Origin of the sequence: Sphingobacterium sp. ML3W (genome assembly GCF_029542085.1) — a bacterium.
Classification (GTDB): domain Bacteria; phylum Bacteroidota; class Bacteroidia; order Sphingobacteriales; family Sphingobacteriaceae; genus Sphingobacterium.
Window position 1 is genome coordinate 2140553 of sequence record NZ_CP107036.1, and the last position, 15272, is coordinate 2155824.

11 protein-coding genes are annotated in these 15272 nt (G+C 40.6%); 4 read left to right on the forward strand and 7 right to left on the reverse strand.

Translation table 11 applies throughout. The annotated features are described in order from the left end of the window. Nucleotides 1-173: 173 nt before the first annotated feature. The 3 genes from trpB to OGI71_RS09165 all read left to right on the forward strand — a co-directional run bounded on the left by trpB (nucleotide 174) and on the right by OGI71_RS09165 (nucleotide 2758). A complete protein-coding gene (gene trpB, locus OGI71_RS09155) occupies nucleotides 174-1364 on the forward strand; it encodes a tryptophan synthase subunit beta (protein WP_282255105.1) in 1191 nt (396 codons plus the stop codon). Between the two features lie 116 nt (nucleotides 1365-1480). Beyond that, entirely contained in the window at nucleotides 1481-2023 is a 543-nt protein-coding gene (locus tag OGI71_RS09160) for a L,D-transpeptidase family protein (RefSeq protein WP_282255106.1), read from the forward strand. Between the two features lie 162 nt (nucleotides 2024-2185). Beyond that, complete coding sequence (locus tag OGI71_RS09165) at nucleotides 2186-2758, forward strand: helix-turn-helix domain-containing protein (protein WP_120258092.1); 573 nt, start codon at nucleotides 2186-2188, stop codon at nucleotides 2756-2758. 89 nt (nucleotides 2759-2847) lie between these two features. Here OGI71_RS09165 and OGI71_RS09170 read toward each other — a convergent pair whose 3' ends face one another. The 7 genes from OGI71_RS09170 to OGI71_RS09200 all read right to left on the reverse strand — a co-directional run bounded on the left by OGI71_RS09170 (nucleotide 2848) and on the right by OGI71_RS09200 (nucleotide 14094). Then, nucleotides 2848-5028, reverse strand: coding sequence for a DUF4954 family protein (locus OGI71_RS09170; RefSeq protein ID WP_282255107.1), 2181 nt, complete (start codon nucleotides 5026-5028; stop codon nucleotides 2848-2850). An 8-nt stretch (nucleotides 5029-5036) separates the two neighbouring features. Next, nucleotides 5037-6878 (reverse strand): glutamine--fructose-6-phosphate transaminase (isomerizing), encoded by a 1842-nt coding sequence (gene glmS / locus OGI71_RS09175; protein ID WP_223579621.1) that lies wholly within the window; start codon nucleotides 6876-6878, stop codon nucleotides 5037-5039. A gap of 150 nt (nucleotides 6879-7028) precedes the next feature. Then, complete coding sequence (locus OGI71_RS09180) at nucleotides 7029-10169, reverse strand: efflux RND transporter permease subunit (protein ID WP_282255108.1); 3141 nt, start codon at nucleotides 10167-10169, stop codon at nucleotides 7029-7031. Nucleotides 10170-10234: 65 nt separating this feature from the next. Beyond that, nucleotides 10235-11290 carry an efflux RND transporter periplasmic adaptor subunit gene (locus OGI71_RS09185; protein WP_282255109.1) on the reverse strand — a complete coding sequence of 352 codons (1056 nt, stop codon included), beginning with the start codon at nucleotides 11288-11290 and terminating at the stop codon, nucleotides 10235-10237. A 14-nt stretch (nucleotides 11291-11304) separates the two neighbouring features. Beyond that, on the reverse strand, nucleotides 11305-12621 hold the full coding sequence (locus OGI71_RS09190) for a TolC family protein (protein ID WP_282255110.1): 1317 nt from the start codon (nucleotides 12619-12621) through the stop codon (nucleotides 11305-11307). 28 nt (nucleotides 12622-12649) lie between these two features. Further along, entirely contained in the window at nucleotides 12650-13249 is a 600-nt protein-coding gene (locus OGI71_RS09195) for a TetR/AcrR family transcriptional regulator (protein ID WP_282255111.1), read from the reverse strand. A gap of 173 nt (nucleotides 13250-13422) precedes the next feature. Beyond that, entirely contained in the window at nucleotides 13423-14094 is a 672-nt protein-coding gene (locus OGI71_RS09200) for an NUDIX domain-containing protein (protein ID WP_120258099.1), read from the reverse strand. Nucleotides 14095-14276: 182 nt separating this feature from the next. Between OGI71_RS09200 and pfkA the strand changes: the two genes are divergently transcribed. Further along, complete coding sequence (pfkA, locus tag OGI71_RS09205; RefSeq protein ID WP_259178579.1) at nucleotides 14277-15257, forward strand: 6-phosphofructokinase; 981 nt, start codon at nucleotides 14277-14279, stop codon at nucleotides 15255-15257. Nucleotides 15258-15272: the final 15 nt, after the last annotated feature.

Genomic DNA, 15272 nt, shown 5'->3' on the forward strand with positions numbered 1-15272 from the left:
GATCTGTTCAATGCTTTATATAGCTGTTATGAATCACCTAGCTCAATAATAATTACTGCATCCATATTAATTAGCAAAATTAGCGCGTTGTATAGCTAAAGCCTACAAAGATTACTATATTTAGGCTTCTTTTATTATCAAACATTTTTACAACAAGAAAACTTAAGCCTAAAATGAGTCTAGAAAAGTGTGCATCTGTCGAAGCGAACGAAAACATGCTTCAATACAATGGTAAATATGGTGAATATGGTGGGTCTTTTATTCCACCTGTTTTGGAAAGTCAGTTAAACAAGTTAGCTGAATTTTTCGATAGCCATGTACAGAAAGAAGAATTCCAAAAAGAATTTATTTCCATCCTTAAATATTATGTTGGACGTCCGTCTCCATTGTATTTCGCAAAAAATTTAAGTGACTATGTAGGTTCAAAAATCTACTTAAAACGAGAAGACCTGAACCACACAGGTTCACATAAAATCAATAATTGTATTGGTCAGATTTTATTGGCCAAGCAGATGGGTGCTACTGAGATCATTGCGGAAACTGGTGCAGGGCAACATGGTGTTGCAACAGCCACGGCGGCCGCATTGCTCAATATCCCGTGTAAGGTATTTATGGGTGAAATTGATGCTGCCCGCCAGGCATTAAATGTAAAACGTATGGAGCTTCTGGGCGCTGAAGTCGTCACGACAAATCTTGGAAGCCGCACATTGAAGGATGCTGTTGATGCAGCCTTGATGTACTATGTCGAAAACCCAACTTCTTATTACCTTTTGGGTTCGCACGTCGGCCCCCATCCTTATCCAAAAATGGTTGGCTATTTTCAGAGCGTTATCGGGAAAGAAGCCAGACAACAGATCCTTGAACAAGAAGGACGTCTTCCAGATAGTATCTTTGCATGTGTAGGCGGTGGATCAAATGCCATTGGATTATTTTCAGGCTTCCTAGAAGACCAGGAAGTTGAAATCAACGGTGGCGAAGGTGGTGGTTCGGGAACATATCCGAAAACGGCTGCGACCCTGTCATTCGGTAAACCAACCGTCTTTCAAGGCACTTATTCCTACTGCCTGGTCGACGATGAAGGCAATCCAATTCCTTCGACCTCGGTGTCTGCAGGACTGGACTATCCGGGTATATCACCCCAACATGCAGCTTTAAAGGACAGCAATAGAGCAAACTATTACCCAGTAACAGATGATGAAGCCATCGCAGCTTATAAACTGCTTTCAAAATTAGAGGGAATTATTCCGGCAATCGAATCATCACATGCTGTTGCATTAGCAGTTAAGCTGCTAAAAGATAAAAATAAACTCGCTATCGTCAATTTATCCGGACGTGGCGACAAGGATGTGGATCGTGAATTTTAACAACTGACCATTTCAAATAGCAATACAAAGTCCCTTATACAGGGACTTTGTATCTTAATTAATATGAATTAGGCACTTGCCAAATACACAAAACAACGATATTAAATATAGACCTTATGAAGCGAAGTAAAAGTCGTAGCAGCTGGCTAAAAGTTGGTATTGCCGTATTCCTCCTATCCATTTTGGCGTTGACGGTCTACAACCGCTATCCAGAATCCCGTTTATCAAAAAATGTTGTCATTGACAGGCTTGTGGTGTATAAATCCAAAAGGACCTTATTGGCTTATGCACACGGAAAATTACTCAAATCCTACCGTATTTCACTCGGTGGAAAGCCCGTAGGTGCAAAAGAAATTGAAGGTGACCTAAAAACTCCAGAGGGATTATATTATATCAACGATAAGAATCAACACAGTGGGTACCATAAAAACTTAGGGGTCTCCTATCCCAATGAGAAGGATATCGCCCATGCTAAAACTCTAGGTAAAACTGCTGGTGGTGATATCAAAATTCATGGACTGCGAAACGGAATGGGCTTCATTGGCAAACTACAACGTTGCGTAGACTGGACCTTCGGTTGTATGGCATTGACCAACACAGAAATTGATGAGATCTACCGCGCTGTTCCCATAGGCACCCCTATTGAGATTAATCCATAGTGTCACTGCTGTACACCTTAGTGATCAAGACATACGGCATCTCAATCATTCCGTTTTACCGCACCAAAACTCTACAACATAAGTCCCAAATCTTACAACAGAATGTCCGATTAATTTGCGATTTTTGGGTTTAGATTTGTAACTTGTATTAAAAAAAATCGAATGAAACTCGCAATAAAGAATATGGTATGCAATAGATGCATCATGGTTGTCGAAAACGAATTGGCCAAGCTTAATCTTCACATTAAACATATTTCTTTAGGACAGGTCGAAATAGAAGAAACGTTGAACAGAGAACAATCTGCACAATTGGCCGAGAGCTTCTCTGCCCTTGGCTTTGAATTGATCGACGACAAGAGAACAGTACTTATTGAACAGGTCAAGCATTTGGTGCTGGATCTAATCCGCAACCAAAATAATAACACCAATCTCAATTTATCAGAAATAATAAGTAATCAAATTTATCACGATTACAACTATATTTCGAATCTATTTTCGGATGTGGAAGGCATGACAATTGAGAAATATTTCATCAGCCAAAAAATCGAATATGTCAAGGAATTATTGGTCTACGACGAATTGACTTTAAGCGAGATCGCCTATCAACTGAATTACTCCAGTGTCGCCTATTTGAGCAATCAATTCAAAAAAGTAACTGGGCTGACTCCAAGTCATTTTAAGCATATCAAGGAGAATAAAAGGAAACCGTTGGATAAGATTCAAGATGCTGGATAACTATCCTGCATGCATGCGCTGAATTGATCAGATCATGATTTGGCACCTAAAGATAAAAAAGAAAAGGCTTCCGAGCGGAAGCCTTTCTTTTAAAATTGCCCTTTCAAATTAGCAACCCTTATTTTAAATATCTCTAGTTCTTTTTGCTGTTGATTGATAAAGGAGTTTTCTGTCAATTTCCCAACCACTATATCGCGTTCTTCATCATTGGCATACACCATATTCTTGAACGGATTTTTGTAATCTTTAGCGCGGGATTTATAGATCTGCTCGCCTATCCAGATTCGGTGTCCCAAAGCCTGATCCAACAAAGATACAATTTTATCTCTGGATATTTCCATACCTTCCAAAGTCAGAATTTCAATCAGTGACAATAAGGCATGCTTTCGTTTATCCAATGGATAGTCCTTGCTACGCTCGTGATAAAACTCATGAATATCGTCCCAGGAGTCTATCTTTTTGGACTTGATATCATCCAGAAAAATCTGCAATGCAGTACTTTCGATAAGCTGTCCACCGATATTTTCCCAGTTTGTCCGTTGTTCACCGGCAAGGCTCGCAATGATATCATCTAGTGATCGTCCTTCCTCCAATGCATCCATCAAGTGCAAAACACCATAATACTTGATAAATGAACGATAAAGATGATAGGCCTCACCAACTTTTTGAATCACTGTAGGTCGGCGTGAATTTTCCGCTCCGGATAAAACAATCGTCTTATCTTTTAGATCAATATTGTTGGCAAGCAAGGCTCGCCCTGCCACAATGCGTTCCTCCCTTGTCTTATCCTCTTCCTGTTGAAGGCTTTCCGATACTGCAAAGGCAAGTGTTTCCATTCCGGCAAACATCTCATTGACGGTATCAGGAGCCAACATAGCGTACTCAAAATATTGATTTTTAAAATGTCTATTGTCCCGAGCTTCATACTTATTGGCATTACGCACTAAGGCGTACATATTATACATAAACCAATACCCTGGGATAAGTACAAGCCGATCGTGCTGTACATCGTTGCTTACCAACGTAAAAGGCAGTTGGATATCCAGCTCGTGTAAAAAGTCACCCTTGACAATTAAACAGTAAGAGGCAAATCTCGAGTTGTGTTTGAGGCTTACACATAAGCCCGGCCAGAAACCGCGTCCTGCGATAATCTCACCATCAGCTGCCCTAGAATTGTGGTTTGACCCGACAGTAGCCCCAGCCGCCATATTACTTTGTCCCATCACCAATGCGGCACATAGGAATGAATTATTATGGTGTTGTTCATGTGCCGGAAAAATTAGGGAATTGAGCACTTCACAACAGGATATCGTCGAATTATCACCCAGATAAGAATTGATCAACCGTGCGCCATATTTCAGTTGCGAATAAGAGGCCAAAATAAAACGTACCGCTTTGACTCCATAGAATATACGGCAACCGTAGCCAATAATACCATTAACCAGCTCACAGCCCTCACCAATTTGGGTATAGGATTCCTGTGATGAGTTAACAGTTACATTCTTCAGCTTATTCACCCCTTTGATGTAGGCATCGGTACCAATCTTCACATTTTTGATCGTGAATGTATTTTTGATAACGCAGCGATCACCGATCTGACTATAATATCCCCGTTGTGTACCGATTTTTTGGTCGGTCAGCTCTTCAAAACGATGTTGTAGCTTCCGATCATGGCGATTTCGTGTCCACAGATAGACATCTGCCGCCTGCATCCCATCAAAAGGATACACCGAGCGTGCACCGTTTTCGTTGCAGAGCTCCAATTGAATACGTTTACCCGATTCTTCACCATCACGTAGAATTCCATTTCCAAATTTAGCGGTGCTACCGGTCTCCATCTCCTTGATTTGACTCAACAGCACTTCATTACCCACAATAAAATAGGATAAATAACCGATATGATGTACAGCCACATCATCGCCAAAATCAGAACTGATAATGGTCGAATGATATAAACCGATGGGAAGTTGCAGGTTACGGTATTCCAAATAGCTGGGGTTGAGATTTCCGATGCGCACCAAACCATAGAATTTACAACCTTGGATTTGCTTGGGATCGAAGACTGCTGACACCTTTACCCTGGACCAGTCGCTCGACCAATTGCCATTGGCGATCAGCTCCTGAACCTCATTTGCTGTAAGGTCACGGTAATCATTGCGTGGATTCTGCTGAAAACGCAGGGTGTACTCATCCTGCCCTTCCCGGAGAAATTCATTTGGGATAAAATCATATCCCAAATGCTCCAAAGGTCTTTTCTTTAACACACTCATACGCCTCCCTATTCTACTGTGACAGATTTGGCGAGATTACGAGGTTTGTCAACATCTAATCCTAACTCCACACCAATATAATAAGACAATAACTGCAAAGGAACAACAGAGATTAAAGGAGCAATAATCTCATCTGCCTCTGGAATTTCCATAAAGTCATCCGACAGCTCTTCGGAAACGGCGTCACCTCTTGTGACTACAGAAATAATTTTCCCTTTCCTTGCTTTTATCTCCTGGATGTTGGAGACAATCTTTTCATGATAGGCATCCTTCGTTGCGACGAATACAACAGGTAGATTCTCATCGACCAAAGCAATAGGGCCATGTTTCATCTCTGCTGCAGGATAGCCTTCGGCATGAATATAAGAGATCTCTTTGAGCTTTAGCGCACCTTCCAGGGCAACCGGGAAGTTATACCCTCTACCAAGAAACAGGAAATCCCTTGCGTCTTTATATTTTTTTGCAATTTGTTGGATCTTTTCGATCTGCGTATCCAATATCCACTCAACCTTTTCAGGAACTGCATGCAATTCCTCCGATAGTTTCAGAAAGCGTTCTTCCGAAATCGTTCCTTTTAAGGCTGCAATTTTTAATGCGATCAGATTTAGGACAGTTAGCTGTGCGGTAAAAGCTTTGGTACTTGCCACACCGATTTCAGGTCCAGCATGTGTATAAGCTCCTGCATCAGAAAGACGGGCGATTGAAGATCCAACGACATTAACGACACCAAGAATGATGGCACCCTGCTTTTTCGCATTTTCCAGCGCCACCAACGTGTCCGCAGTCTCACCGCTTTGTGAAATAGCCAAAATTACATCTCCAGGATGGATCACAGGATTCCGGTAACGGAACTCCGAAGCATACTCCACCTCAACATTAATGCGGCATAATTCTTCAATCACATATTCGGCAATCAAGCCAGCATGCCAACTCGTACCACAGGCAACAATGACAATACGATTGGTGCTGCTAATTTCATTCGCATACTTCTCAATTCCACTCAGAATAATTTGCTTCGCTTGCAGATCCAGACGCCCACGCATCGAATCGTAGATGGTATGTGGCTGTTCGAAGATCTCCTTTAGCATAAAGTGATCGTAACCACCTTTTTCAATAGCCGATAACTCCAGATCCAATTTTTGGATGTACGGTGTAATCCGTTCATTTCCTAAATTCTTGAGGATTAGTTCATCGGGCGTGATAATCGCAAGTTCATAATCATTGATGTAAACAACTTCTTTGGTATAAGCTAACATCGGCGAAGCATCTGAACCCAAGAAATGTTCATTTTTACCTATTCCAATTACCAGGGGACTTCCCTTTCTTGCCGCAATAATCCGATCTGGATGACCAGCCTCCAATACAAGGATCACATAGGCACCAACAACCCTTTTTAAGGCAATACGGATCGCCTCCTCCAGGGAGCACTCATTTTGTAACTGGATTTCTTCGATAAAGTTCACGAGCACTTCAGTATCCGTATCACTTTTGAATTGGTAGCCTTTGCTAATTAATTCTGCTTTTAGGGAAGCATAGTTTTCGATGATACCATTATGGATCATTGCAATGCGTCCACTATTTGAATAATGCGGATGGGCATTGCGGTCAGAAGGTTCACCATGGGTGGCCCAACGCGTATGCCCTATTCCTGTTGTTGATTGGAGATCCTGACCGTAAACGAATTCTTCTAGATTCACTACTTTGCCGGTCTTTTTGTAAACATCAACCTGTTCACCTTTGTGCAGTGCCACTCCCGCACTGTCATATCCACGGTATTCTAATTTTTTCAATCCATCAATGACGATACCATACGCCTGACGGTAACCTGTGTATCCTACAATTCCACACATGCTTGTCTCAATTTTAAGTATATATATTTTGTTAATGCGGCCGCAATGTAATAAAAAATATTTACGCAATCGATTGATTAACCTAAAATTAACACAAAAAAAAGGAGGCCAATAACTTAGCCTCCTTTCCTTTGTAAAATTGATTTATGTTTAATGTTCTGCTACATCAACATGATCATAATCCTCTACAATCAATGCCTCATAGTCAGTTTTCTTCTTTTTACCAAAGCGGTCAAAGATCGAATATACGACCGGCACGACAACTAGGGTCAAGAATAGGGACGACAATAGACCACCAATGATAACGATTGCCAGACCTCTGTTCATATCGGCACCATCACCAGTAGCAATGGCAATTGGAATCATACCGAATACCATGGCAATTGTCGTCATCAAGATCGGACGAAGACGGGCATGGTTAGCAGCAACCAGTGCATCGTGTGTACTATCGCCAGCTTCTTTTCGATGGTTCGCAAAATCGACGAGCATGATCGCGTTCTTGGCCACCAAACCAATCAGCATGATAATACCCAAGATGGTAAAGATGTTCAACGTCTGATTACCCAATGCTAGGAACAATAAGGCACCGATAAAGGATAGTGGAATGGAGAACAATACCACAAAAGGTGTGATAAAGCTATCATATAGCGCCACCATCACAAGGTATACCAAGATAATTGAGGCCAATAATGCAATTCCCAATGTACCGAAACCTTCTGACTGATTTTCCATGTTACCACCCCAAATGAAGACGATTCCAGGTTTGCGTGGAAGCTTCTCAAATTGAGCCTGCCATTCCTGTGCTACAGTACCCATTGGTCTACCGATTGCCTGACCTTGGATAGATACCGCTGGCGATTTATCACGACGCTCCAATAAGGTAGGTCCTGAACCATAAGAAACTGTTGCAAATTGTTCCAATGAAATCGAAGCTCCCTTGCTATTGATAAATTTCAGGTCACGCACGTTATCTATACTGGCACGACCACTTTCTGTATAGCGAATATTGATATCATATTCATTATCACCCGCTCTATATTTATTGTCCGTATTTCCAGAAAATGCGGTCTGCATCGTCATACCGACTGTGGATACGTTCAATCCCAAAGATGTCATCTTATCGCGGTCAATTTTCACATTGATCTCCGGGTTACCAGCTTCGGAGGTTAACTTCACTCCTGCTGCTCCTGGAATCTTACGCAATTGATCTGCCGCTTTCTCCGCAAATTCTTGTGCATCTTCCACCGAAGAACCGATGATGGTCAATTTCAACGGTGCCTGTTCTGCCCCCATGATACCAACATTCACGGTTTTAATCTTGGCACCGATCAGCTTGTTTTCCAATTCACGTTTTAAAGTCGCAGAATACACCTGAGAATTACCTTCAAAATTCTCCTTATCTAGAATAACGTGGATTTCAGATTTATAACGTGAACCTGTTGTGGAAGCCATACCATCCGAAGACTGCCCTACAGTGGTGATGATTTCTTTCACATCTGGCTTAGATTTAATATAAGCTTCGGCCTTTTGCGTCAATAAGTTGGTTTTCTCCAAAGAAGCATCTTTGTCCAATTCCAATTGGATGAAAAATTCCTTCCGGTCTATTCCTGGGAAGAAGTCCGAACCGATATAACCTTTGACCACAAGCATAAAAGAAGCAACCAATAAGCCTACTGCTAGTCCGAGTGTTGCCAATTTATTCATCCGGCTTTTTAGTGCCCAGACCAACAATCCGGATACCCAATGTGTAAATGCATTCAGACCACTTTCAAATCCATGAATGATACGTCCAAAGAAGGAGGTTTTGCTCAAATGTTCCAGTTTTCCGAAACGAGAATATAACCAGGGAACAACGGTAAATGAAACAAGCAAGGACAGCAAAGTGGAAATAATTACGGTCACACAAAACTGAGCAAGGATGTTTGCCACCAAACCAGTTGACATTGCAATCGGCAAAAACACCACCACGATAACCAAGGTAATCGCTGTTACTGTAAACCCGATCTCTGAGGCTCCATCAAATGCCGCGCGCACTTTATTTTTTCCCATCTCCATGTGACGGTGGATATTCTCGATAACAACGATCGCATCATCCACCAGAATACCTACAACCAGTGATAGTCCCAATAAAGACATCAAGTTTAGGGTATAGCCCATCAGCAACAAACCAATAAATGTCGCGATCAGTGATAATGGAATCGCAACCATGGTAATCGCAGCATTACGCAAACTCTGCAAGAAGAACAACATGATAAAACCTACCAGGGCAATCGCAATCATCAAGTCATGGATTACGTTATTGGCAGCATTCAATGTAAAATCAGAAGAGTCATTTGCGACAAGAATCTTGATCTTGTTGCTTGCATAATCTTTTTCCACCTGCCCAATTGTCTTTTTAACGCCTTCAGATACAGCTACTGCATTGGCATCAGATTGTTTAAAGACTTGTAACAAGATGGTGTTCTGACGATCCAAACGAGCCACCTTCTCAATTTCTTTGATTCCATCCTGCACATCAGCAATATCGCGCAAATAGATCTGCACACCTGCTGGCGTCGTAATCGGTAGATTACGTAATTCTTCGATCGAAGTTACTTTACCCGCCAAACGGATTGTTGTTCTGTTGTCACGTGTACTTACGTTACCTGTTGGAAAATCAAGATTGGAGGAAGCAACAGTCTGTTGTACCTGAGCGATTGTTAAGCCATAGCCTTCAATTTTCTTAGGATCTACAGAAATCTGAATTTCACGCTCCTCACCCCCGATCATATCCACTTTGGCTACCCCATTGATCCGTGCGAAAACTGGCTGGATCTTATTGTCCAATAAGTCATACAATTCTTTTTCGGATAAGTTTGATGTTACCGCCAGACTCATGATCGCAACATCATCCAAAGAGAATTTGGATAAGGATGGTGTTTTTACATCATCCGGCAGATCGTTGACAACCGCATTGATCTTCCGTTGCGCATCAGTGAGCAGGAAGTTGACATCCGCACCGTTATTTAAGGTAATCATTACAATGGATACCCCTTCGAGGGAAGTCGACTCTACTTTCTTAATACTCTCCAGCGAGGAAATCGCATCTTCAATTTTTTTGGTAACAGAGCTTTCCACCTCAGCAGGCGATGCTCCCGGATAGACAGTCTGCACCGTGATTACGTTGATCTCAAATTTAGGGACTAACTCGTACCCCAACTGAGTATAAGAAAACAACCCACCTAATGTCAGTATTATAAATAATACGATAATTATACTGGGACGTTTTATCGATATTTCGGTAATTTTCATTAGAATTATTTGTTTTTAATGGTCATGAAACCACGACTTCATTTGCTACTGGTTTTCAGTATACATTATTTAATAATTTCAACAGGGCTCTGATCAAACAAATTGATTTGACCCGAAACAATCACTTGATCGCCATTTTGTAGGCCACCCAAGATTTCAATGTGATCACCAAAGTTTCTTCCGGATTTCACATTGGTTTCGATTGCTTTACCATTTTTAAGCACGAATATTTTATTATCACTCACACTACCCACAAATGCATTGCGAGGTACGATCAACGTATTACCGGCAACCCCTTCCCCAAACATTGCTGTACCATACATACCGGCACGCAATTGGTTTGATGAGTTGTTCACTTCGATTTCTACCGGGAAATTCAAACTTCCATCAGATTTAGGAGCAATAAATGTCACCTTACCTGTGAATCTTTGGTCTGCATACACACTTGCTGATACATCAACAGACTGACCAACTCGTAACGTAGCAACATTTTTCTCATCGACATTCACACGTAATTTTAAGGTACCAACATTTACGATATCAAAAGCCGCTGTTCCAGGACTTACATAAGCGCCTGGTTCAATTTTACGTGAATTGACTACTCCAGCCACAGATGTTTTGATTGTCACATCCCCAGCATTCAGTTTAGCTGAACGTAGGCTATTTTTCGCACTTTCCAATTTCAACTTTACTTCATCTACTTTTTGCTGTGTGACACCGCCTGTTAAAAAAGCATTCTCATGACGTTTCATATCGGCCAAAGCATTATCATAAGATGCCTGCGCGTTTGCGACATTCACATTTAGCTTGTCACCTTCTATAATAGCCAATGTCTGACCAACACTCACATGTGCACCCTCGTCTACTAATACACGGACAACACGTCCTGCAGTTTCTGCACCGACCGTCACTTCCTGTTTAGGCTCGAACGTTCCGTTAGCGATGTAACGTAAGTCCATTGAGCTTACTTTCGCAGTGTCAATACGGACCGCGATAGCCGCATTTGTCTTAGCAACTTCTGCTGTTTCGGCTTCATTTTTCTTTTTATTTTTGTTCAGCACAAAAAATATACCTGCCAACCCGGCAGCAATAATCAATAAGGTAATAATTCCGCGTTTCATATAGTTGTAGTCAATTATTCTTTAATTAATGATTTCAGTTCACCATTTGCCTTTATAATCTGTACTTCGGCAACCTTATAATTCAATAAGCTGGTATTTAAATTGTTTTCAGCATCTGCCAAGGCTTTCTCAGCATCCAATAGCTCCGTCAATGTTGCGAGTCCGTTGTTAAAATTATTTTGCGTATCACTCAAAACATCCTTCGCTAATACTACATTGCGACGGTTATTATCAATATTCAATAAGCTGATCTTAACCTGCGATCTTGCATTCTCTTTTGCCAAATTCAGGCCAAGCTTTGTATCTTCCAAATCTACCTCGGCCTGTCTGATCTGAATATCTGCCTGATTGATTTTCGCTTTAGTAGTTCCACCTGTGAAAATTGGAACAGAAAGGTTTAAACCAATGCTCGATGTTTTAGGCCAATTGAAACTGCTACCAATTGGAAAACCTTTACCAAAACCATTAAAACCAAAATCACCACCTAAAGATAGCTTTGGGTAAAGATCTGCAACTTTAGATTTTTTATTGAGTTGATACAATTCAATTTGCTTTTTAGCCAACTGCACCTCTGTGCGATTTTCAACATTGGCAGTTTCCGCAGTTAGTGCTGGATTCAGTTCGAATGTTTCTTTCGACAGCTCAATATCCTCTTCAATTGGCTTACCGATTGCGAATTTCAAGGCATTCTCTTTAATCTGCACTGAATTTAATGATTGTTGCCGTTGTGCTTCCAGATTATTGACATTAACAACCAGCCGATCCAGATCAATTCGCTTGGCCAATCCTGCATTGACCATTCCCTCGGTTACATTCTTTGTTTTTGTTGTACTTTCAAGATTATTCTCGATTGTCTGTAGTTTCAGATGCTCCTGATAAATTTCATAATACGCATTTGCCACTTTTTCGATGACCTGCTCATCCGTCAGCTGTGCATTGATTTGGTAAAACTCTTTCGTTGTCTTTGCTGCTTTTAAACCGGTAAATAGCGATTGATTAAACAGTTGTTGATTCAGTGAGACCATCGCCGTCGAATTCCAGGGCTGCCCCATTTTGATTGTTTGCGTCTGCCCACCTGCTTCCAATACCATTTCCGGAATCAAAACATTATACTTTAAGGATCCGTTCGCTGTAATTTGTGGCAATGCACCACCTCTGACTTCATCAATTTGATATTGGGCATTTTCTAAATCCAATTTAGCTTTTTTAGCTTCCTTTTTATTCTGCAAAGCAAATTTGATCGCATCACTTAGGCTTAATTGCTGCTGTGCATGACTTTGGAAAACCATCGTACCTAATAAAAGGCTGGCTAGTATTCTGATTGTTTTCATTCCTAATTTATTTGTCCTAATTTTATATCTACTTTTTATTTATACCATTAAAAAACAGCTTAGTAGCCAGTTTTTGTTTCTGTAAAACTTCATCAAAACGATCCTGATTTGGTATTCCAGAAATGATATCGGAAATATTGCACATCAGGGATAAACTTTTCATCAGTTCCACATAGATTTCAGCTGTCTCGTAGAGATGCTCTTCATTGAGTTCTCCTTTCTCCGCGCCAACCTTAAGTATCTCATAAAGCGCCTGTACGTCGCGATTGTGGAGACACTGGAAAAACTCTTGCATCGAAAGCCCTTTAATCCACTCCAGGTTTTCGTTCATATGCAAAATATAATACTTGCGTACAAAAGCATCCCGTAATTCCAAAATCTTCATGATCAGATCGTAGGTTATACCTTTATGCACAGCTACCAACTTCTCCTCCTCTTCTCTGTACTCATCCGTCAAACGTATAATAACATCCCGTATAAGTGCATTCTTCTCTGAGTAATAATAATATAAATTCGCTTTGGTGATTTTTATATCCTCCGCAATCTCATTCATTGTTGTCTTACTAAAACCATAATGCATAAAGCGTCTTATAGCAGCATCAATGATCTGGTCTTTTCTATCTTCCATTCTTCAAAAAACTCCTTTCTACTTTCTGACTTTTATCAGAAATTGTTCAAAAATATAAAAAGTAACTTCTCGTACAAAATATATTTTGAAATCGCTATTATTTTGATATTTAGTTGACAACAAAAAAAGGCAAACTTTGGAAGTTTGCCTTTTCTCTAATAACTCAGATTTTATTAAAACGCTACAGTATTCTGGAAATGTTTGAGGAATTTTCTTTTGTCCAATTTATACAGCCTTGCAGCCCGATAAGCGACACCGGTCTGCACTTCATCCAACTCCTTTAGGAAGCCATAATTCTGCATTTTCTTTCGAAAATTGCGTTTATCCAATGTTTTATTCAATATACCTTCATACACCAATTGCAATTGGGTCAGGGTAAATTTTTCAGGTAACAATTCAAAAGCGATCGGTTTGTAGGCCAAACGACGCTGCAATCTTTCCAAACATAAATCCAAAATCTGCTTATGGTCAAATGCCAATTCCGGAACATTTCTAACAGGAAACCATTTCGCCTGCTTCATGTAGTTTGTAACAGGCTTTGTTTTCAGTTTTGTGCTATCAAGCTGGACTAGGGCATAGTAAGCTACTGTCAGAATACGCCCTTTTGGATGCCGTTTCAAGCCCGCAAAAGAATGTAATTGGTCCATAAATACATCCTTCAAACCTGTATTTTCATACAAAATTCTCTTTACGGCATCTTCCATCTCTTCGTCATTATCCACGAAAAAGCCTGGCAATGCCCACCAATCCTTAAAAGGATATTCATTTCTTTCAGCCAAAAGAACCTTTAATTCTCCTTCATGAAAGCCTAATATGACACAGTCTACGGTAAAATTACTATACAAAACTTCTAAATTTATTTATGTGCGATATACTGAGCTAAATTTATTGGCTACTAATCATCGGGTTACCTGTAACAATTATACGCTTCCTAAACGTCATGCGCAAAAAAATAATGAAAAATTTATTCAAAGTGTAGAATATACACTATAAAAATCTTATATTCGTAGAACCTAAAATATAGAGTGTGATAAAAGAAATAAAAAAAATAGGCGTATTAACATCTGGCGGTGACGCCCCCGGCATGAATGCTTGCATTCGTGCAGTTGTCCGTACAGCGCTTCACAAAGGCCTTCAGGTCACTGGGATTTACCAGGGGTATCAGGGTTTGATTGACGCAAATTTCAAAGAAATGGATACCCGCTCTGTGAGCAATATCATACAGCGTGGTGGTACAATACTAAAAACAGCACGTTGTCTGGAGTTTAAAACAACTGAAGGACGAAAAATCGCATACGACAATTTAAAAGCAGCAGAAATAGATGCGTTGGTGGTGATTGGTGGTGATGGGACTTTTACTGGTGCAAATTTTTTCTCCAAAGAATTCGAGATTCCTATTGTGGGGATCCCCGGAACGATTGACAATGACCTTTATGGATCAGACTATACCATTGGTTATGATACGGCAAACAATACCGTTATTGAAGCCATTGACAAAATCAGAGATACAGCGGCATCGCATGAGCGCCTCTTCTTTGTTGAGGTAATGGGTAGAGATTCCGGATGTATCGCATTAAACGCAGGAATTGCAGGTGGTGCTGAAGCCATCTTGCTTCCAGAAAAAGAGACGGCTATTGATGATTTAATCAACCACCTGGAAGATGGAGCCATCAAAAAGAAATCTTCATCCATTGTTATTGTTGCAGAGGGCGATCAAAACGGTGGTGCTTATTATGTAGCAAAAAAAGTAAAGGAAAAATTTGATCATTACGACACGAAAGTTAGTATATTAGGGCATTTACAACGTGGTGGATCTCCAACGAGTTTTGACCGCGTACTGGCTAGTCGATTGGGTTTTGCTGCCGTTAATGAAATTTTAGCAGGCAATACGCGGATCACCGTTGGTCTCCGTGGTAATGAAATCAAAACTACTCCGATCGAGGAAGCTATCAGCAATAAGGAAATTAAACTTAGCCCTGATCTATTGGAAATGGCTGAGATTTTATAATATAAAATAAAGCAG